We start from the raw sequence: 18753 nt of genomic DNA, 5'->3' as shown, positions 1-18753 counted from the left end.
CCGTGGTGATTATCGCTGTCCCGTTCGTCTGGCTGGGCATGGTCCTGGCGATCTCCTTCTTGGAGACCCCGTTGAAGTTCCGCGCGCCCGGCATCACGGTGCCGCTCGGGCTCGGCATCGGCCGGCTGGTCTTTCGGGTACTCAACGCCGCGGAACTCGTTCTCGCCGCCATCTTGACGCTGACCGTGCTCACGAGCACGGCCGGAAGATCCACCGTCGAAGGCGTCCCGACGACGGTGCTGATCGCCCTCTGGGCGCTGTTGGTCGTCCAGGTAGCGGTGGTGCGTCCCCGCCTGGACCGTCGTGCCCGACAACTCGTCCAAGGGCATGAGCCACCACGATCGCACCTGCACCTCGCCTACGTCGCCGCCGAGTGCGCCAAAGTCCTGCTCCTGCCCACGTTCGGGATCGTGCTCGCGCTGCGACTGGTGCCCTGAGCCCGCCACCCGACGCACGCAACGCTGTGAGAAAGGCTCCCGTGCCATGACCGCAGAAACCCACCGACAGCCGCTGATCAGCGACGGACTGCCCAGCCAACTGCACGATGTGGACCCCGCCGAGACTCAGGAATGGCGGGAGTCGCTCGACGCGGTCGTGGAGCACGCCGGAGCCAACCGGGCCCGGTATCTGATGCTCAGCGTGCTGCAACGAGCCCGCGAACAGCACGTCGGCGTGCCCAGCCTGAACAGCACCGACTACCTCAACACCATCCCGCCCGATCTGGAACCGCCGTTTCCCGGCGACGAGGACATCGAGCGGCGCATCCGCGCCCACATCAGATGGAACGCCGCGATCATGGTGCACCGGGCGCAGCGGCCCGGGATCGGGGTCGGCGGACACATCTCCACCTACGCCTCGGCCGCATCGCTGTACGAGGTCGGTTTCAACCACTTCTTCCACGGCCGCGGCGCCGAGGGCGGCGACGACCAGATCTACTTCCAGGGCCACGCCTCCCCGGGCATCTACGCGCGGGCCTTCCTCGAGGGCCGGCTGACCGAACACCAACTCGACGGGTTCCGCCAGGAACTGTCGCATCCCGGCGGCCTACCGTCCTACCCGCACCCGCGGCTGATGCGCGACTTCTGGCAGTTCCCGACCGTCTCGATGGGCCTCGGCGCGCTCAACGCCATCTACCAGGCCCGCTTCAACCGCTACCTGCACCACCGCGGCATCAAAGACACCAGCGCGCAGCGGGTGTGGGCGTTCCTCGGCGACGGCGAAATGGACGAGATCGAAGCGCTCGGCGCGATCGGCGTGGCCGCCCGCGAGGAGTTGGACAACCTCACCTTCGTCATCAACTGCAACCTGCAGCGCCTCGACGGCCCGGTCCGCGGCAACGGCAAGATCATCCAGGAGTTGGAGGCGTTCTTCCGCGGCGCCGGCTGGAACGTCATCAAGGTGGTCTGGGGCCGGCAGTGGGACCCGCTGCTCGCCGCCGACACCGACGGTGCGCTGGTCAACCTGATGAACGTCACCCCGGACGGCGACTACCAGACCTACAAGGCCGAATCTGGGGCGTTCATCCGGGAACACTTCTTCGGCCGCGACCCGCGCACCGCCGCCATGGTCGCGGACCTGTCCGACGAGCAGATCTGGGGGCTCAGCCGCGGTGGCCACGACTACCGCAAGCTGTACGCGGCGTACCAGGCCGCCGTGCACCACACCGGCCAGCCGACCGTCATCCTCGCCAAAACGATCAAGGGATGGACCCTCGGGTCGCACTTCGAGGGACGCAACGCCACCCACCAGATGAAGAAGCTCACCCTCGAGGACCTCAAGGGCTTCCGGGACCGCCTGCACCTCGACATCCCGGATTCAGCTCTCGACGAGACCCTGCCGCCCTACCAGCGGCTGCCCGAGCGGTCCCCGGAGCTGGAGTACCTGCACGAACGGCGTAACGCCCTCGGCGGATACCTGCCGGCGCGAACCGCGCCGAGTCGGCCGCTCGCACTGCCGGCCACCGCGGCGTACGCGGTAGCCGCCCGCGGCTCCGGACGGCAGCAGGTCGCCACGACAATGGCGTTTGTGCGGCTGCTCAAAGACCTGATGAAAGACCCGCACATCGGTCACCGGTTGGTGCCGATCATCCCGGACGAGGCCCGCACGTTCGGCTTGGACGCCCTGTTCCGGTCCAAGAAGATCTACTCCCCGCACGGACAGCACTATCTATCTGTGGACCGGGAACTCATGCTCAGCTACCAGGAGGACACCAAGGGCGTCCTGTTGCATGAAGGCATCACCGAAGCCGGCGCCACGGCGTCCTGGACCGCGGCCGGCACCTCGTATGCCACCCACGCCGAGCCGATGATCCCGTTCTACATCTTCTACTCCATGTTCGGGTTCCAACGCACCGGCGACGGCCTGTGGGCGGCCGCCGACCAGATGACCCGCGGCTTCCTGCTCGGCGCCACCGCCGGCCGGACCACCCTCAACGGTGAGGGCCTGCAACACGAAGACGGGCATTCGCTGCTGCTGGCCGCCACCAACCCGGCCTGTGTCGCCTACGACGCCGCCTTCGCGTTCGAACTCGGCCACATCGCCCGCGACGGACTGCGCCGCATGTACGGCGAAACCCGCGACGGGGAGGACCCCGACGTCTTCTACTACCTCACCCTCTACAACGAACCGGTCAGCCAACCCGCCGAGCCGGCCGACGTGGACGTCGACGGCATCCTGGCCGGCATGCACCGCTACAGCCCCGCCGACGACGTTGACGGGCCACGCGCGCAGATCCTCGCCTCCGGCATCGCGATGCAGTGGGCGCTGCAGGCGCAGCTCCTGCTGCGCGACGACTGGGGCGTCGCCGCCGACGTCTGGTCAGTGACCTCCTGGACCGAACTGCGCCGCGAAGCCCTCGCCGCCGACGCCTGGAACCTCACCCACCCCGGCCAACCCCGCAGAATCCCGTACGTCACCGACCGCCTGACCACGGCGCCCGGCCCGGTCACCGCCGTGTCCGACTGGATGCGGGCCGTCCCCGACCAGATCGCACCGTTCGTCCCCGGCCCGTGGTCCTCCCTGGGCACCGACGGCTTCGGGCACTCCGACACCCGCGGGGCACTGCGCCGCCACTTCCACGTCGACGCGCCCTCGATCGTGCTACGGGTACTCACTCAACTCGCCGACCGTGCGGAAATCGACGACTCCGCGCCGAACAAGGCAATCGCGCTGTACCGGCTGAACGAGATCGACGCGGCTCCCAGCGCTGACAACACCGAAGGCTTCGCCGAGTAAAGAGGAGAGCGGTCCACCTGCAGTTCACCAGCGTCTCGCGAGCCAGCGGCGGCTCGGATCAGCACGATGGCCGGACGCACGCCCAAGCCTGGCATGCAGTGTGTTCGGCCAGGCTTCGGGCCAGCGGGGAGGTAACGGGTTCGCCATGGCGCCTCGTTCAGGAGTGCCGCACGTGTGACAGCGCCATGCCGACCGGGATGCTGAGCGCCAGCACGAGCAGCAGCGTCCGGTAGGCAAGGTCGGTCAGCGGTGACATCCCGCCGGTGGCCGGGCGAGCAGCCGTACCAGCACCCGGCCGCATGGCGCGGAACGCGATCGCCACCGCGATGACCAGCAGGGCCGAGCCGAGGTCGACCGCCACGGGTTGACCGGCCAGGGTTGCGCCGATCACCACGGCACTGCCCAGATTCCAGCAACCGATCTGCACCCAGCCGCCGCGTGCCCGCATCACCTCGGGTCGCCGGAACCGGGCCTGGCCCATGGCGCACTGTGTCACGCCACCGACCAGCACCAGATAGGCCGCGAGCCAGCTGCCGTGAGCCAGCTCGAGGGGTCCGGTGACCGCGGCGACCAGGCCACCGAGCACGACAGAACAGACGCCGGTCGCGGCCAGGACGGCTGCCGGACTCGGATGTGTACCGCGCCGCGAGCCGGGCGGCGCCGTCGCGCTCCCCTGCTGCGTCGGCGCCTCGTCCGGGTCGGCCGGTTCGGACGATGCCGTCATCCTCGGGCGGCCGTGACAACGCTGAGCAACACCGCGGAGTCCTCGATCGCGGCCAGGTCATGGCGGGCCGGCGGGATGACCAGATAGTCACCCGTGGCCGCTTCCCAGGAGTCGTCGCCGGCACTCAGCCGCACCCGCCCCGCCAGCACCAGCAGCGTTGCCTCACCGGGGCTTTCGTGCTCGCCGAGCGCTCGGCCCGCCACCAGGGCGAGCACTGTCTGGCGCAGCGCAGCCGTGTGTTGGCCGTGGATGGTGCGGGCGCTACGGCCCGCCGACGAAGAACGAGCCGCGCCGATCTGCTCAACGGCCAGGGCGGTCAACGACAAGACATCCATCACGACGCTCCGATCGAGGTGAGGTGCGCCACGCACAGATCTGGTTGAACAAAGGGGTCGAGTCGCTCCACCGTGATGGGCGAGCCCCACGACTGCATCGCGCCCTGCATCAGGCCGAGGTGGACCGGACACACCACGTCGGACCGGCTGACCGCGAGCTCGAGGAACGGGCACTGCCGCAGGCCGATCTGTGGCCGGTCGCCACCGGGGGCCCGCTCGGGCGCGAAACCCAACTCGTCGAGCATGTGCATCAGCCGCTCGACGGATTCACCGGGCTCGCGTGCTTCAGCCGGTTCGGTGGCGTCGGCGACGGGGGACGCCCGGTGACGTCCCCAGAAGCGACCGGCCGCCAAGGCCCGGCCGCTCGGATCAGGATCGGCGGCGATCGCCTCGGCCAGCACCTCGGCGAGCACCCGAAAATGCCGCGCGCCCATCGGGTCCATGCCCCGTACCGCTTGGAACAGTTGCGGTGGACGCCCCGGGCTGCCGGGGTCGGCAGTCGTGCGTTCGACCTGACCGTTGCTGGCCAAGCTCTCGAGATGAAAACGCGCGGTGTTGACGTGGATTCCGAGCCGTTCGGCGATCTCGGCGATAGTCATCGGGCCGGCCGCGTCCCGCAGGAGCCGCAACACCTGTCCACGGCGTCGGGGCGCGGACTGACCCGGCTGCGGCATCGTCATTGCATCCCCTCCACCTCTCCGCTCGTAGACCTCACGGTCCACCCACTCGTCGGGCTGGATCTGCCGCGACTGACCGCCCTCGTAGACGGGGTCCACCGGGCGTTCGTCGGCGCGCAAAGTCACCGCGTCCACGCGGCTGGGAGATCACGTAGGTCATGGCCTAGAGTTTACACAATATTGGATTGTAGAAATTACGGAGCAGGAGAACCGCGATGTCACCGAAGGCCACAAGCGACCCCGACGTGCAGGAACTGGATGTGCGCGGGATGCGCAAGCCTGACAAGCACCCCACGATCTTCGCGACCTACGCCGCCCTGCCCGTCGGTGCAGCGTTCGTGCTGGTCAATGACCACGATCCGCAGCATCTGCATGAAGAGTTCGAGACCGATCACGCCGGCAGCTACCGCTGGGAGTACCTCAACCGCGAGATGCGCGACTGGCGCATCCAGATCACCAAACTTGCCGGCACCCCACTCCCGCGCGTGCTGGTCGACACCACCACGATCACCGCTGACACGACTGCCGCCGATGTCACCGGAGCGGTGTGGAAACTCCAGCCCCGCGAGCGCGACCTCGACGCCAACGTCATCGCGCTGCCGCCTGGGCAGGCAATCGACGCCCATACCGGACCTGACCTCGACGTTCTCGTCCACGTACTGGCCGGCAGCGGCCAGCTGACCACCGAACTCGGCACGATCGAGCTCACACCCGGTGTCCTGCTGTGGATGCCGCGCCGCTCGCGCCGACAGTTCACCGCCGGCGTCGAGGGTCTGCGCTATCTGACGGTGCACCAGCGCCGGCAAGCTCTGCTACTGGACACCAGCAGAGCCAAAACGTCTTAATGAGTACCAGCGGTGGATCCCTTCGCCGGTAGCGACGACGGCCGGTGCCGTGGCGCGGCCGCGCACTGCCCCCTGTCCCGGCGCCTATCGTCGCGGGACGCGGAGGGTGACGCGGTAGTGACCGGCGCCTGCGCGGTCCGGCACGCGGTGCCGGACCGCGGCTGTCCGAGCATCGTGTCGGCGCGGGGGCACGGCCGGACGGAGACGGAGCGGTGTGGACCGAGGCGCCCAACGGCAAGTCCGCAGACTCGAGGCGGACGAGCCCGCCCCAGGGCGACCCACAAGAACGAGCCCGGACCGCGCCCATCCGGCCCACTCCCACTCAGCGGTGGCTGAGCTGCTCGGCCTTGGTTCTGAGCGCGGCTAGCGTCCGCTGGGAAGAGGCGTGGAAGCCGGCCACGCCTTGGTCTTCGAGGGTCGCTCCGACGTCGTCCATGTCGACGCCGGCCGCGGCGAGTCGGCGCATCACCGCGGCGGATTCGTCGACTTCGGTGTCGATGGTGCGGGCCAGGGTGCCGTGGTCGGTGAACGCGGCGATGGTGACCTCGGCCAGGGTGTTGACGGTGTCCGGGCCGATGAGGTGGTCGACGTAGCGGGTGTCGGGGTAGGCCGGGTTCTTGGTGGAGGTGGAGGCCCACAGCGGCCGTTGTGGGTGCGCCCCGAGGGTGGCCAGCCGTTGCCACCGCTCGCCGGTGAAGCGTTCCCGAAACAGTCGGTAGGCGAGCTTGGCCTGGGCGATCGCCGCCTGACCGCGCAAGGCCAGGGCTGGCGGGGTGCCGGCCGTCTCGAGGCGCCGGTCGACCTCGGTGTCGACCCGGCTGACGAAGAACGAGGCGACGCTGTGCACCCGCGACGGGTCGCCGCCGCGCTCGACGAGGGCTTCGAGCCCGGACAGGTACGCCTCGATGATCTGCTCGTAGCGGGTGAGGGAGAAGATCAGCGTGATGTTGACGCTGTGCCCGTCGGCGATCATCTCGCGGATGGCGGGGACGCCCTGCTCGGTCGCGGGGATCTTGACGAACAGGTTGGGCGCGGCGATCCGCTCGTGCAGCGCGCGGGCGGCCACCAGCGTGGCCTCGGTGTCGCGGGCCAGCTCGGGGGCCACCTCCACGGACACGAATCCGTCGGTCCCGCCGCTGGTGTCGAAGACCGGGCGCAGCACGGCCAGCGCGGCGGTGACGTCGTCGACGACCAGTTGCCAGTACGCGTCCTGCAGTGGCCGCCCGGCGGCGGTCAGCGCGGCGAACTGCTCGTCGTAGTCCGTGGAGCCGACGATCGCCTTGGCGAAGATGGTCGGGTTGGCGGTGACGCCCCGGATGCCGTCGGCGACCAGTTGCTTCAGGGTGCCGTTGCGCAGGTAGCCGCGGGTGAGGTTGTCGAGCCACGGGTTCTGGCCGTACTCGGTGTAGAGACGTTCCAGGGTGCTCATCGGTCTACCTTTCAGCTGGACGAGGGTCGTGAGTGGTGCTGGTCGAGAACCTCGGCCGCTACCTGCGGGGCTGGTCTCGGGCAGCTTTGCTTCGCGAAGCTGCCCCTATCGTCAGGAAGTAGGTCTACTTTCGAGTCGAGGCCGGGTCTGCCGGTCGGTGGCTGGCCAGCCGCGACAGCGCGAGAGCGGCGACGAGCAGGCCGAAGTCACGCAGCGCGACGTCGAAGAAGTCGCCCAGGATCAGCAGGTTGACGATGATCCCGGCCAGCCAGGCGGTCACCACGAGGGCGCCGTACTTCGGCCGGACCGCCACGAGGAGCCCGGCCACGATCTCGATCACGCCGACGGCGTACATCGCCTGTTGCGCGGTGCCCGGGACGAGCCGGTCGATGAACGGTGCCAGGTAGCCCGGCCAGTCGGTCAACAGATTGGCGAATTTGTCCAGGCCGAAGGCGACCGGCGCCACCGTGAAGACGGTGCGCAGCAGCAGAAAAGCCTGCTGAGCCGGATCGGCGGCTCGGCCGGGCAGCCGAGAGATCGTTGCCGAACCCGGTGCGTTAACGCTCATGACGTGTACTCCGATCTTCTAAAAGCGGAATCTCCGTACGTTAGAAGCTAGGCCTACTTGTCTTCTAAAGTCAAGATGTTCGTGTTTTACAATCGGGTGATGGTCCCTCGCCCGTTGCCCGACCGCGTCGCCGCCCTGGCCGCCCTCGACGACCCGATCCGGCGCGCCGTGTTCAACCTGGTCGCCCGCGCCGGGGCGGCGGTGAGCCGTGACGCGGCCGCGGAAGCCCTCGGCCTCAGCCGCAGGGTCGCCGCCTCCCACCTCGACCGACTCGCCGAACAGGGGCTGCTCGCCGTCGAATACCGCCGGCCGCCAGGGCGCGGCGGTCCCGGCGCCGGCCGCCCCGCGAAGCTGTACCGGCGGACCGACGGCGAGGTGGCGGTGTCGGTGCCCGAGCAGCACTACGACCTGGTCGGCGGCCTGCTCGCCGCAGCCGTGACCGAGTCGATCGACACCGGCGCCGCAGTGCGGGAGGTGCTGCACCGCACGGCCTACGACACCGGCAGGACCATCGGCGCGGCGGCCGGCAACCTGCTCGCGGCGCTGGAGGACGCGGGTTACGAGCCGCGGCGGCCGGAGCATGACGGCGGCGCCGTGGTGCTGGGCAACTGCCCGTTCCACCGGCTCGCCCAGCAGTACACGGCGCTCGTGTGCGGGGTGAACCTGCACCTGTTGCGCGGCGTCGCCGATGGTGCCGGAGACTCGCGGTGTATCGCGGAACTCGTCCCGGGCCCCGGCCACTGCTGTGTGCGGCTGCGGCCAGGCAGCGCGGTGAAGAGACCCGACCCCTGACGGCAGTGGAGAACGAGATGGCGCTGTCATGGTCGGGGGCGTCGGCCGGTTAACCGTAGAACTGGGGCTGGGTGAGCCAACTGGTGTGAGTCTGTCGCGCGCCGAGAATGCAGCGCAGGCTCGTTACCAGAACTCTGGTAACGAGCCGTCTGAGCTGCTCATATAGCTGGTGGGCGATACTGGGTATGAACCAGTGACCTCTTCCGTGTCAACAAACGGTCCGCGCCGCCCTGACCAGGCGCTTTCCTTGCCGAGCCGATCTGCCGAGCGGTAGTGAGCGCGGGCTTGCTGGGTCAGCTGACGGTGCGGAGGGCAGGCCAGATCGTCGTCCATGGGGCGCTGATGCCGGTGCACACCGTGACCGGGACGCCCTGTTCGCTGTTGTCGATTCCGAGCCGGTTGTCGATACGGGCGACATCCCGGCAGCCGGTGAAGTACCGGGCCCAGTCGGTCGGTCGCCAATCCCCGACGTGGACCACGACAGTGCGCTCGGCGGGTGGGGGTCCCCAGGTCCAGTAGGAATTGTGACCGGAGTAGACCGGCGGCAGTCCCTTGCCGAGGAGGATGAGCGGGCTGGCCTCGCTGTAGTCATTGCCCAGGATCACCGCATGGTCACGCTGCGCCGGGGGTAGTCCGGCCACGATCTGGCCCACGGTCGCGACGAACTGCGGCCAGCCGATCTGGTTGGCCACGTCGGGCACCGTTGCCGGCAGGGTGGTCTTGGCGTAATCGGCGACCGGCAGGACCGGCAGGGTCAGGACCGAGATCAGCCCGCCGGAGGCGACGGCCGCCGCGGCGAACCCCCCGGTCTTGAGCCGTCGATGGCCCCGGGCAATCCACCCGTCCAGGACGATCCCGCCAGCCGCCATGAACAGCGAGACGCTGCCGATCACGTAGTACGCCTTGCCACCACTGACGAGGTCCAGGGCCATGGCCACGAGGGCGGCGAGCCCGAGCGGTCGCCACGGCGCGGCCGCCCACGACCCCAGCACCCAGACCAGGCCCGCGATGCAGACCGGGAACAGCAATGGACCGCAGAACAGCCACACGAACGGTAGGGCCTGGGCCCGGTTCGTCGCCGCGTACCCGGCGATCTGCGAGGCCATCGTCAGCTGCGGCCAACCATGCACGGCCTGCCACGCCAGGTTCGGCGCCCACATCACGGCCGCGATCACGACCGCGGCCCACACCCACGACGAGCGGACGACTTCCCAGCGCCGGCACAGCAGTTCCCCGACGGCGAGCCCTGCGGCGAGGAACAGCAGCGTGTCCTTGTTCTCCAGCCCGATGCCCGCGCTCACCCCCACGGCCACCCACAGCCGCCGATCCGCACCGGCGAGCACCCGCACCAGCAACCACATCACCGCCGCCCAGATCAGCAGGTCCGGCTCGGTGGTGGTGTCGAGATGCCCGGCGGCGAGATACCCCGAGACGCCGGCCGTCACCGCGGCCAGCACCTGCGCCCGGCGCGATCCACCCAGATCACGGGCGATGAACCCCACGATGATCACGACCAGGGCCATCTCCAGCGCCGGCAGGATCCGCACCGCCGTGGGCGAGACCCCCAAGACCGCGACCGACGCCGCCGACAGCAACGGCGTCAGCGGCGGCTGATCCACATACCCGAACGCGGGATGCTGCCCGGCCACCACGAAGTACATCTCGTCGCCATGGAAGCCGTACGCCTGTGACAGGCTGAGCAACCCGGCGACCATCAGCCCGGCCACCAGCCACACCGGCCATGGCACCGCCCACCAACGGGAACCCCCCGGCGTGCTCGTCACCACGCTCATGTCGATGTGTGGATGCTGGAACGAGGACATGCGCGCGTCCGGCGGCAGTGCCATGTCAGGACCGCTGTCGTTGGCTCGATGCACACGACGCCAGGGCGGCGGACGTCGCTATCGCGGCCGCGCCGGCCGCCCAGAAGAGTGGCAGCCAGTCCTGGATCGGTGCGAGGTCCAGGTGGACCCGAGTGACGGCCAGCATGACCAGCGCCAGCGGCACGGTGGTGGCCACGACGCTGATGCGGGTGTATCCGAATCGGATCAGCAACGGGAGCTGGATCGAGATGTTGACGGCGAACAGCGCCCAAGACAGCGTCAGCAGCGTTGCCAGGCTACGACCGCCGAACGCCATGTGCTGGGCCTGCGCGAAGAGAGCGGCCAGGGCTGTACCCGTGATGACGATGACGAAAAAGCTCATCAGGGCCCAGGCGTAATGCCCGAGCAGCACTGTGCGGCGAGACAAGGGCAGGACGGCGTACAGCGTCTGCAGGTCCGCCTTGTCGGCGACCAGGAACGGCTGTGCGGCGACCAACGGGGCGAGCAGCAGCGCGAGCGCCGGTACGAGACCTACCAGGCTGCGGGAATCGATCAGGACAATCACGCCGAACACCAGTAGGCCCTGCGTCCGGTACGGCGCAACGGTGCGCAGGTGGAGCACGGTCATGCGGGCGAGGGCGGTCATGCGACCTCCTCGTGCCGGCCGTTGGGCACTCCTGCCGCTGGATCTCTTGACGACAATCCGATGTGGACCGTGATCTCCTCCAGTGTGGGGACCTCAACGAGGACGCCCCCGCCGAGAAAGTCGGCCTCTTCGGTGCGGACGAGAGCCTGCGTCCCGCTCGATGACTCCTTGACGCCGATCAGCTCGACGCCGACAAGGTCCCTCAGATCGTGGGGTCCGCCCCGCACGACCCGGTAAGCATCCAGGATCTCGTCCTTGCTGCCGGTTCGGACGATGCGACCGCCATGCATGAGCGTCACGTAATCGCCGATGCGGTCCAGGTCGGCGGTGATGTGCGTCGAGAACAGGACGCTGTGCCCCTCGTCGAGCAGGAAGTGCCCGATGATACCGACGAGCTCTTCGCGAGCCACGGGGTCAAGGCCACTGGTCGGCTCATCGAAGACGAGCAGCCGCGCCCGATGCGACAGCGCCACGGCGATCATCAGCTTCATCGCCATACCGCGGGACAGGTCCTTGACCTTCGCCCGCAGATCCAGGCCGAACTCCTCGAGCAACTGTCGATAGCAGACGGCGTCCCACCGGTCGTAGAAGGGTCGCAGCGTCCGTTCGACCTCGGAAAGCCGCCAGTCGCCCACGAGATAGGTGTGGTCGAGCACCACCCCGACGTCCTGGCGGAGCGCGACCGGTCCGGGCACCCGGTGGCCCAGCAGCTCGATATCGCCGGTCTCGATCCCCCGCATGCCCAGCAGGCAACGGATCGTCGTCGTCTTGCCGGCCCCATTCGCACCGATCAAACCCATGACATAGCCGGTCGGCAGCTCGAAGCTCACGTCACGCAACGCGAAGCCGTTGCCCACCACGCAGCCCACGCCACGTAGGGCGAACGCGAGATCGCTGGTCACCGACCTACCCGATTCTGAGCTGAGGCGTACTCAGGCTCGTCCTGGATTAATCCGTCCAGGATCTGGATGAGATCTTCACGGTCGAGGCCGGCCCGAAGGGCGGCGTCCAGGGCGGTCTGCAGTCCGTCCTCCACCCGGCGCAGCAGTTGCTCGCGTACGAGCGCCGAGTCCAGCGGCAGGACGTACGCGCCCTTGCCGGGGACCGTTGCGATGAACCCCTCGGCGGCCAGCTCCGCGTAGGCGCGGGTGGTGGTGATGATGCTGATCCGCAGATCACGAGCAAGTGCCCGCACGGAGGGCAGAGCGCTGCCCTCAGCGAGTTCCCCTGACAGGATGGCCGTACCGACCTGTTCCTTGATCTGCTGATAGAGCGGCACGCCAGCGCTATTGGACAACACGACCCGCACGAGAGCCCTCCGTTCCTCCTTCACCTGTACATGGACACTATATACAGTCAGCACGGTAGTTACACAAGCGGGCCATCAGGTCCAGTGCGGGCCGAGTGCCATGTCGGGATCGGCCAAGCCGGGCACTGCTGCGGTTGCCTGACAAGACGGCGTGTCGGTTACCTCGGCGTAGTCACGATCGGTCAGCGGCAGGCGCCTGCGCTGGGTGACGAGCCGGCGATGACGACGTACCTATCCCCGGAACGGCTGTTCCTGCGGTGGGCAGCGGAGTACGAGGAAGACGACCTCTGAGCGCTGGCGTCGGTGTCGTGGAGCGGCTCAGTCCCCTGGCGTCGCCCGTCCGGCGTGAGACGTTGATTGACCGGCCGCCGACCGGGTGTCGATCAATCAACGCGGCCGGTAGCAATGGCGGCGATGGGACATGTGGACGTACTGAGGAGGCAGGGCATGGGGACGACAACGCAACGGGTGTCCAGCACGAGAGGCTTCGCGCTCCTCGCGGTGCTGGGCGGCCTGCTGGTGGGCGCGGCCCCGGCCTCCGCCGCGGCCTCCGCGCCGGTGCTGGCCGGCTTGTCGGGACTGGCGGGCGGAACGGCCGTGGCGCTGACCGTCATCGGCGCACCGTCCGGCACCGCACCGCCCGACGTCGTCGCCGCGGCGTCCGGCGATCCGTCGACCACCGCGCGGTCCACGGCCGACGTGACCGCCGCGGCGCTGCCGGCGGTCGACATGGAGGCCACCGTGCTGGCCGCCCAGATCGACCCACGACGCGCCGACGACACGCTGACGCCGGGCGCCAAAGCCTCCGTCCTGCTGGTCGAGCAGGCACTGCGGGACCGGAACCTGCTGGACGCACGCTGGGTGGACGGCTACTTCGGTACGCAGACCATCTCGGCGTACGCGGCCTACCAACGCTCGCTCGGGTACTCCGGGATCGCCGCCAGCGGACTGCCGGGCACCACCTCGTTGACGAGGCTCGGCCAGGACCGGTTCGCGGTCACCCGGGCGATCGGACCGGGCAGCCGGGTCCAGCGCGACGGCCACGTCGTCGACGCCCGCACCCAGGCGATGCTCACCGAGGCCGAGCGCCTGCTCGGCTTCCGCCTCGTGCTCGAACAGGGCTCGTACAACCCGGGCGGTGACTCGACCTCGGCCGGCACCCACGACGGGGGCGGCGTCGTCGACATCGACATCGCCGGCATGTCCGCCACCACCCGTACCGCCGCCGCCCGCGCGCTGCGCCGAGTCGGCTTCGCCGCCTGGGTACGCGACCCGAGCCAGGGTGACTGGCGGTGGCACATCCACGCCGCGGCGATCAACGACACCGACCTGTCCAGCCCGGCCCAGCACCAGACCGGCGACTACTACCTCGGCCGCAACGGCCTGGCGAACCACGCCCCGGACGACGGGCCACGGATCCCGATCCAAACCTGGGAGGAGTACCAACGCACCCGGTGACGACCGCACCCGTACGCCGGCCGTGATCGCCGCGGCCGGCGCGGTCTGGCGTACCGGTGACCTGTTCAGCCCGAGCGTGCTGCTCAACACCGACCCCACCGGTACTCTCTCCGACCGCAGCAGCGGCGCCCCGTCAGCAGGGATGCGGTGCAGCAGGTCGAGGCCGAGGCCGTCAACGTAGAACCGTGCCTCAGCCGCGAGATCTGTGCACGGGCGCGCGATCCGCACCGCCACCTCGTTGAGCTTCAGCCCTCCATCGCGCCCGTCGTCCAGGGCCGCACGCTGCGTCTTGGCTGGCACTCCCGTGCGCGGCCCTGGGCGGGGCTGCCGGTACGCACAGAGGTCCTTGGGCTCGGCAGGTCCGGAATCGCCAGGCCGAGATACGTGAGTGGTCCGGGATCGGCGACGGGGAGCGGTCGGAACCCGAGCCGGTCGTAGAAGAGCCGGGCCTGGCGGTTGACGGTGACCATCCCGACGTGCAGGGCGGGTGTGCCACGTTCACGTACTGCGGTGGTGAAGCGGTCGACGAGAGCCCGGCCGTGTCCGGACCGTCGGTATCCGGCGAGCAGGTCGATGTGCAGGTGGGCAGGGTGGTCGGCGAGTTCCGGCAGCACCATCCGCTCGGGTGTGTGCAGCAGGTGCGCCATGACGGCGTCCGGCGTGCTCAAGTCGCCGGTGGGCCGCGGATACCGGTCGGCGACCAGCGGCAGCCACTCGTTGCGGAACCGGGCGGCGAAGGCGCGGGTGTCTGCGGTGCCGAGGACGTATCCGACGGCCGAGCCACCGTCGTCGAGGACGAAGGCCAGGTCGGGTTCGAGGTGGGTGTATGGGTGGGCGAAGATCTCGGGCAGGATGTTCGGGTAGGCGTAGGAGGTCGAGGCGTCCTCGCCGGCGTCGGCGGTGCGGATGCAGATGTCGTGGACGGCGTCGCGGTCGTCCGGCTGGTACGGGCGGATGATCATCGTTGGGCCCCCGTTGCTCTCGGTTCAGCAGTCGTACGGACGGTCCGCCCGGGCGGCTGCCAGGGTGTGGGCCCACCAGTTCAGCTGGCGCACCATCTCGGCGAGGGCGGCTTCAACGGGCCCGGGATCGCGCAGTTCGCCATCGTCGTCGAACGCGTCGTGCACGTTGGGAATCAGGACGTTGGTGCGCATGGTGGGGACGTGCAGTTCGGCGAAGACGGTCCGGAGCTGTTCAACGGCGCGCAGACCGCCGGAGGCACCGCCGTAGGAGACGAATCCGAGGGGCTTGGCCCGCCACTGTTCGTAGGGCGTGTCGATGGCCGTCTTCAGAGGGCCGGGGTAGCCGTGGTTGTATTCGGGCGTGACGACGACGAAGCCGTCGGCCTGGTCGACTCGCTTGGTGAACCGCTCGGCGTCTCCACCACCGGCCAGGTCGCCGGGGAGATCGAGTTCGGCCAGGTCGAGGTGGTCCACGACGGCGTCGGTATGCCGGTCGAGGTGGCGCAGGAACCACCGCGTCACTCTCGGGCCGATGCGGTCGGCGCGGACGCTGCCGGTGATGACGGCGAGGGAATAGGAGTCACGCATCGTTATCTCCAGGCGGTGGTCGGAGTTCCAGGTCCGGAGCGGTGGGGCGGTCTACGCCTGGTGGGGCGAGGGTGGCGACGAGGGTCTGGATTTCCGGCGGGCTCAGGGCAAGGCCGAACTCGGCGTTGAGGACGGCGCCGTACTCCTCGTCGGTCAGCGTTCGGGTGCGGGTCGCGGCACCGGGGCGTTCCTTGCTGTAGTCGCGGCCGATGAGACGCCGGACCGTCGTGTCGTCCTTGTGGACGACGATGCACTGCTGGGTGAACGGCGAGTATGGGCTGGTGGCGGTGTTGTGGTTGGCGAACTCGACGTCGACCGGGTACTGCGGCTCCTCGGTGAAGGTCAGCAGGGTGGTCCAGGTGTCGATGGTCCGCTCCTGCAACCGCCAGGCGCCGTCCGTGCCGCGCCGGAGTTGGTACTCCCACGCGCCTTGTCGCTGCGGGGCGTCCTCGACCAGTGGCACCGGTTCGAGCAGGCCGGAGCCGAAGCCCACGTCGGCCAGCCACACCTGGTCGCCGTCGTCGACCCGCAGGACCAGGTGCGAGCGTGGGCGCGGCTGCTCGGCCGGGTCGCCGGTACGGGCGAGCAGCCGGTCCACCCGATAGCCGAGGTGCTGGAGTACCCCGCCGAAGAGCACGTTGTGCTCGTAGCAGTACCCGCCGCGGCCGGCGTGGACGAGTTTGTCCTGCACCCGCGGCAGGTCCACCTCGACGCCCCGGCCGAGCATCACGTCCAGGTTCTCGAAGATGATCGCGGCGATGTGGGCCCGATGCAGGTTGCGGAGCGTCGCACCGTCCGGTGCGGTGGGCCTGCGGTGACCGACCCGACGCAGGTAAGCGTCGACATCGAGTGCGTCGATCCGCCAATGGGTCGTGGAGCTTGTGTCTCCCAGTGGCGAAGCCTGTCGAAGGATCATGTCACATTCCTCTCACGTCAGCGATTCGGAACGAGGCCGGTGCTGGAGCGGACGACGAGTTCGGTCGGCAGGGTCAGGCGATTCGGTGTGTTGTCCGGGTCGAGCAACATGCGTGCCATCAGCCGGCCCTTCTCGTGGATGGGCTGACGGACGGTGGTCAACCCGGTCGAGGCCGCCAGGGGCACGTCATCGAAGCCGGTGACCGACACGTCGTGTCCGACGCGAAGCCCCTGAACCGTGGCGACCTCGACGACGGCGGCGGCGAGCACGTCGCTATCCGCGGCAATCGCCGTCGGACGGTCGGGGGCCGCGAGGAGAGCTGTCGCCGCCAGGTGCCCGGTGGCGTCGGCGTTGTTTCCGCCACTGACGACGCGCACTCGGGCACCAGCGGGCAGCGCCTCGCGGATGCCGGCGAGCCGATGCCGCGAGTACGGGTAGAGCGCTGCCTCGTCTGCGGGCGTGACAATGCGACCCGGCTCGCTCGGGGAGGAGACCACCACCGCGACCTCGTGGTGGCCGAGGTCGGCAAGGTGACGTCCGATCTCCCGACCCGCCTGCCGGTCGTCGATCATTACGCAGCGACCTGCCGCAGTGTCGGAGGAGCGGACCAGGGGTAGCGAACGGTCGGACAGGGCACGGACGGCCGGATGGTCGTCGGTGAGCCCGTCGGCCACCGCGCCGTCGATGACCGCCCTGTGCACGGCGTCGAGCGACTCACGTACCTCCGCGTCGCTGAGCCCGGCGACGACCGGCGCGAACGGGATGAGCACCAGACTCGTACGGCTGTGCGCCAGGGTCTCGGCGAGGCCGCCGAGCAGGGCAAGGACGTAGGGGTCGCTGAAGGCGTACGTCAGCCCGGTCGTGAAGATGACGCCGATCGCGTTGGCCCGCCCGGTCCGCAACGACCTCGCGGCGGCATCCGGGCCGGAGTAACCGAGTTCGCGTGCCACGGCGAGGATCCGCGACCGCATCTCGCTGGACAACCGGTCCGGGCGGTTGAAGGCGTACGACACCGCAGCCGTCGAGACTCCGGCTGCCTCAGCGACCGACCGCAATGTAACCCGCGCACCCATGGCCATCCTCTGTTAATCGTTTAACATGGTGCATTGTGGAAAGTGCGACGTCAAGCAGAGGCCCAGGGCGCAGCAGCCTTGCGTCACAAGGTGATCTTGGACACCCCTCCCTTCATGCCCAGACATCGACCCCTGACTTCGGAACTACCCGGCTAGATTTGGCAGGCAAGCCAGCCGGCAACGAAGGACGGTGGGGAATTGGCGGCCACGGGACACGTGACGATTGTCGGAGGTGGGCTGGGCGGTCTGACTCTGGCCCGCATCCTGCACCTACGCGGGATCCCGTCGACGGTTTACGAGCTTGACGCTTCGTCGGGGGCCCGCGACGCGGGCGGCACGCTCGGCCTGAACGAGGATTCAGGTCAGCGGGCGCTCGCCGATGCCGGCCTGTTCGAGGAGTTTCGCTCGATCTCGCGGGACGCAGGGGAGACGACACGCCTTGTCGACAGGTTCGGGACCGTACATTTCGATCTGGCGTACGAGGGCGGCGCCGGCGTGCGGCCCGAGGTGAACCGCGGCGACCTGAGGCGCCTGCTGGTCGAATCGCTACCCGAGGGTGTTATCCGCTGGAACGCGAGGGTGACCTCGGTGACACGGCTGGGCGGCGGGCGCACGGAGCTCACCATGGGTAACGGTGAGATCGTGGAGGCCGAGGTCCTGGTGGGCGCAGACGGCTCCCGGTCGAAGGTGCGCTCGCTGCTGACGGACGCGGTCCCCCTCTACTCCGGCGTGTCCTTCGTCGAGGATCTTCTGTCTGATGTCGATGCAACGCATCGCGAGGCGGCGAAGCTGGTCGGGCCGGGGTCGATGTACGCCTTCGCGGAAGGCCACGGGATCATCGCCCAGCGCAACGGTGGCGGCATGATCAGAATGTATTTTGCGGTCCAGAGCGATGAGAACTGGGCCCGCAGGCTCGTAGATCCCACCGACCCGGGCGGCACTCGTCAGCGGCTGCTGGAGATCTTCCACGACTTCGCGCCCGGCCTCCGCGCGCTGATCGGCAAGGGCGAAGGGCCCCTGGTTCCGCGCCCGATCTACGCTCTTCCGGTGGGGCTGAGGTGGGCACGGACCGCCGGCGTGACCCTGCTCGGCGACGCGGCGCATGTGATGTCCCCGTTTGCCGGGCAGGGAGCGAACCTCGCGCTGCTCGACGCCGCGGAGCTCGGCGCCGCGTTGGCGGAACACTCCGACGTGGAATCCGCGCTTACCGCGTACGAAACAGCGATGTTCTCCCGTGCCGAGGCAGCCGGCCGGGCGTCGGCGGACAATCTCGTCGCCAGCTTTGCCCCCGACGCGCCGCAACAACTGGTCGACCAGGCCAGGACCTGGATGCAGCGAAAGGCCGAAGCGACGGCCCCGCCTACCTGATTGATT

General features: G+C 69.1%; 20 protein-coding genes and 2 pseudogenes. 7 read left to right on the top strand and 15 right to left on the bottom strand.

The window, feature by feature from the left end:
- The first annotated feature begins 5 nt into the window (after window positions 1–5).
- Together ACFOX0_RS05750 and aceE are read left to right on the top strand one after the other, a co-directional pair.
- Window positions 6–437 (top strand): hypothetical protein, encoded by a 432-nt coding sequence (locus tag ACFOX0_RS05750; RefSeq protein WP_377542483.1) that lies wholly within the window; start codon window positions 6–8, stop codon window positions 435–437.
- Between the two features lie 46 nt (window positions 438–483).
- Window positions 484–3234: a pyruvate dehydrogenase (acetyl-transferring), homodimeric type gene (aceE, locus tag ACFOX0_RS05745; RefSeq protein WP_377542482.1), complete on the top strand. Its 2751-nt coding sequence runs from the start codon at window positions 484–486 to the stop codon at window positions 3232–3234.
- A gap of 157 nt (window positions 3235–3391) precedes the next feature.
- Here aceE and ACFOX0_RS05740 read toward each other — a convergent pair whose 3' ends face one another.
- From ACFOX0_RS05740 to ACFOX0_RS05730, 3 genes are read right to left on the bottom strand one after another with little or no spacing between them, the layout of a single operon-like run.
- A complete protein-coding gene (locus ACFOX0_RS05740; protein WP_377542481.1) occupies window positions 3392–3958 on the bottom strand; it encodes a hypothetical protein in 567 nt (188 codons plus the stop codon).
- Entirely contained in the window at window positions 3955–4293 is a 339-nt protein-coding gene (locus ACFOX0_RS05735; protein ID WP_377542479.1) for a cupin domain-containing protein, read from the bottom strand. The genes ACFOX0_RS05740 and ACFOX0_RS05735 overlap by 4 nt, the downstream gene beginning before the upstream one ends.
- Window positions 4293–5105 (bottom strand): helix-turn-helix transcriptional regulator, encoded by an 813-nt coding sequence (locus ACFOX0_RS05730; protein WP_377542477.1) that lies wholly within the window; start codon window positions 5103–5105, stop codon window positions 4293–4295. Before ACFOX0_RS05730 ends, ACFOX0_RS05735 begins: the two co-directional genes overlap by 1 nt.
- 80 nt (window positions 5106–5185) lie before the next feature.
- Between ACFOX0_RS05730 and ACFOX0_RS05725 the strand changes: the two genes are divergently transcribed.
- Complete coding sequence (locus ACFOX0_RS05725; RefSeq protein WP_377542475.1) at window positions 5186–5815, top strand: DUF2249 domain-containing protein; 630 nt, start codon at window positions 5186–5188, stop codon at window positions 5813–5815.
- Window positions 5816–6137: 322 nt separating this feature from the next.
- On the opposite strand, the gene tal is transcribed toward ACFOX0_RS05725, so the two are convergent.
- Together tal and ACFOX0_RS05715 are read right to left on the bottom strand one after the other, a co-directional pair.
- A complete protein-coding gene (gene tal, locus ACFOX0_RS05720) occupies window positions 6138–7244 on the bottom strand; it encodes a transaldolase (protein ID WP_377542474.1) in 1107 nt (368 codons plus the stop codon).
- Window positions 7245–7368: 124 nt separating this feature from the next.
- Entirely contained in the window at window positions 7369–7812 is a 444-nt protein-coding gene (locus ACFOX0_RS05715; protein ID WP_377542472.1) for a hypothetical protein, read from the bottom strand.
- 99 nt (window positions 7813–7911) lie between these two features.
- Between ACFOX0_RS05715 and ACFOX0_RS05710 the strand changes: the two genes are divergently transcribed.
- Entirely contained in the window at window positions 7912–8604 is a 693-nt protein-coding gene (locus tag ACFOX0_RS05710) for a helix-turn-helix transcriptional regulator (RefSeq protein ID WP_377542471.1), read from the top strand.
- Between the two features lie 293 nt (window positions 8605–8897).
- Here ACFOX0_RS05710 and ACFOX0_RS05705 read toward each other — a convergent pair whose 3' ends face one another.
- The 4 genes from ACFOX0_RS05705 to ACFOX0_RS05690 are packed head-to-tail and all read right to left on the bottom strand — an operon-like array spanning window position 8898 to window position 12382.
- The gene (locus ACFOX0_RS05705; RefSeq protein WP_377542470.1) at window positions 8898–10451 is read right to left on the bottom strand and encodes a glycosyltransferase family 39 protein; all 1554 of its coding nucleotides are present in this window, start codon (window positions 10449–10451) and stop codon (window positions 8898–8900) included.
- Window position 10452: 1 nt separating this feature from the next.
- A complete protein-coding gene (locus ACFOX0_RS05700; protein WP_377542469.1) occupies window positions 10453–11073 on the bottom strand; it encodes an ABC-2 transporter permease in 621 nt (206 codons plus the stop codon).
- On the bottom strand, window positions 11070–11975 hold the full coding sequence (locus tag ACFOX0_RS05695) for an ABC transporter ATP-binding protein (RefSeq protein WP_377542468.1): 906 nt from the start codon (window positions 11973–11975) through the stop codon (window positions 11070–11072). Before ACFOX0_RS05695 ends, ACFOX0_RS05700 begins: the two co-directional genes overlap by 4 nt.
- A complete protein-coding gene (locus ACFOX0_RS05690) occupies window positions 11972–12382 on the bottom strand; it encodes a GntR family transcriptional regulator (protein WP_377542466.1) in 411 nt (136 codons plus the stop codon). The genes ACFOX0_RS05695 and ACFOX0_RS05690 overlap by 4 nt, the downstream gene beginning before the upstream one ends.
- Before the next feature lie 30 nt (window positions 12383–12412).
- On the opposite strand from ACFOX0_RS05690, the gene ACFOX0_RS05685 reads away from it, so the two are divergent.
- Window positions 12413–12673 carry an Imm21 family immunity protein gene (locus ACFOX0_RS05685; RefSeq protein WP_377542465.1) on the top strand — a complete coding sequence of 87 codons (261 nt, stop codon included), beginning with the start codon at window positions 12413–12415 and terminating at the stop codon, window positions 12671–12673.
- Window positions 12674–12829: 156 nt separating this feature from the next.
- Window positions 12830–13840 carry a peptidoglycan-binding domain-containing protein gene (locus tag ACFOX0_RS05680; protein WP_377542464.1) on the top strand — a complete coding sequence of 337 codons (1011 nt, stop codon included), beginning with the start codon at window positions 12830–12832 and terminating at the stop codon, window positions 13838–13840.
- Between the two features lie 132 nt (window positions 13841–13972).
- Here ACFOX0_RS05680 and ACFOX0_RS05675 read toward each other — a convergent pair.
- The 6 genes and pseudogenes from ACFOX0_RS05675 to ACFOX0_RS05650 all read right to left on the bottom strand — a co-directional run.
- Window positions 13973–14089 (bottom strand): annotated as a pseudogene (locus ACFOX0_RS05675) (VOC family protein); the annotation flags it as partial.
- Window positions 14086–14802, bottom strand: coding sequence for a GNAT family N-acetyltransferase (locus ACFOX0_RS05670; protein ID WP_377542463.1), 717 nt, complete (start codon window positions 14800–14802; stop codon window positions 14086–14088). The gene ACFOX0_RS05670 and the pseudogene ACFOX0_RS05675, both read right to left, overlap by 4 nt.
- 24 nt (window positions 14803–14826) lie before the next feature.
- Window positions 14827–15390, bottom strand: coding sequence for an NADPH-dependent FMN reductase (locus tag ACFOX0_RS05665; RefSeq protein WP_377542462.1), 564 nt, complete (start codon window positions 15388–15390; stop codon window positions 14827–14829).
- Window positions 15383–16306 (bottom strand): arylamine N-acetyltransferase family protein, encoded by a 924-nt coding sequence (locus tag ACFOX0_RS05660; protein ID WP_377542461.1) that lies wholly within the window; start codon window positions 16304–16306, stop codon window positions 15383–15385. Before ACFOX0_RS05660 ends, ACFOX0_RS05665 begins: the two co-directional genes overlap by 8 nt.
- Before the next feature lie 17 nt (window positions 16307–16323).
- Entirely contained in the window at window positions 16324–17208 is an 885-nt protein-coding gene (locus tag ACFOX0_RS05655) for a substrate-binding domain-containing protein (protein ID WP_377542540.1), read from the bottom strand.
- 36 nt (window positions 17209–17244) lie between these two features.
- Window positions 17245–17379, bottom strand: a pseudogene (locus tag ACFOX0_RS05650) (LacI family DNA-binding transcriptional regulator); the annotation flags it as partial.
- Window positions 17380–17595: 216 nt separating this feature from the next.
- Between ACFOX0_RS05650 and ACFOX0_RS05645 the strand changes: the two are divergent.
- Window positions 17596–18747, top strand: coding sequence for an FAD-dependent oxidoreductase (locus ACFOX0_RS05645; protein WP_377542459.1), 1152 nt, complete (start codon window positions 17596–17598; stop codon window positions 18745–18747).
- The last annotated feature ends 6 nt before the right edge of the window (window positions 18748–18753 follow it).

Source organism: Micromonospora zhanjiangensis, from assembly GCF_042650605.1.
GTDB lineage: Bacteria > Actinomycetota > Actinomycetes > Mycobacteriales > Micromonosporaceae > Micromonospora_J > Micromonospora_J zhanjiangensis.
Note: the sequence above shows the minus strand (reverse complement) of the source record. Positions and strands in the feature narration are given on the sequence as shown.

What these genes read in the sequence shown, in the direction of transcription:
- ACFOX0_RS05735 (WP_377542479.1), bottom strand. Translation starts at nt 4,293, where the DNA reads ATGGATGTCTTGTCGTTGACCGCCCTGGCCGTTGAGCAGATCGGCGCG.
- ACFOX0_RS05670 (WP_377542463.1), bottom strand. Translation starts at nt 14,802, where the DNA reads ATGATCATCCGCCCGTACCAGCCGGACGACCGCGACGCCGTCCACGAC.
- aceE (WP_377542482.1), top strand. Translation starts at nt 484, where the DNA reads ATGACCGCAGAAACCCACCGACAGCCGCTGATCAGCGACGGACTGCCC.
- ACFOX0_RS05710 (WP_377542471.1), top strand. Translation starts at nt 7,912, where the DNA reads ATGGTCCCTCGCCCGTTGCCCGACCGCGTCGCCGCCCTGGCCGCCCTC.
- ACFOX0_RS05740 (WP_377542481.1), bottom strand. Translation starts at nt 3,958, where the DNA reads ATGACGGCATCGTCCGAACCGGCCGACCCGGACGAGGCGCCGACGCAG.
- ACFOX0_RS05660 (WP_377542461.1), bottom strand. Translation starts at nt 16,306, where the DNA reads ATGATCCTTCGACAGGCTTCGCCACTGGGAGACACAAGCTCCACGACC.
- ACFOX0_RS05685 (WP_377542465.1), top strand. Translation starts at nt 12,413, where the DNA reads ATGGACACTATATACAGTCAGCACGGTAGTTACACAAGCGGGCCATCA.
- ACFOX0_RS05715 (WP_377542472.1), bottom strand. Translation starts at nt 7,812, where the DNA reads ATGAGCGTTAACGCACCGGGTTCGGCAACGATCTCTCGGCTGCCCGGC.
- tal (WP_377542474.1), bottom strand. Translation starts at nt 7,244, where the DNA reads ATGAGCACCCTGGAACGTCTCTACACCGAGTACGGCCAGAACCCGTGG.
- ACFOX0_RS05665 (WP_377542462.1), bottom strand. Translation starts at nt 15,390, where the DNA reads ATGCGTGACTCCTATTCCCTCGCCGTCATCACCGGCAGCGTCCGCGCC.
- ACFOX0_RS05725 (WP_377542475.1), top strand. Translation starts at nt 5,186, where the DNA reads ATGTCACCGAAGGCCACAAGCGACCCCGACGTGCAGGAACTGGATGTG.
- ACFOX0_RS05705 (WP_377542470.1), bottom strand. Translation starts at nt 10,451, where the DNA reads ATGGCACTGCCGCCGGACGCGCGCATGTCCTCGTTCCAGCATCCACAC.
- ACFOX0_RS05700 (WP_377542469.1), bottom strand. Translation starts at nt 11,073, where the DNA reads ATGACCGCCCTCGCCCGCATGACCGTGCTCCACCTGCGCACCGTTGCG.
- ACFOX0_RS05680 (WP_377542464.1), top strand. Translation starts at nt 12,830, where the DNA reads ATGGGGACGACAACGCAACGGGTGTCCAGCACGAGAGGCTTCGCGCTC.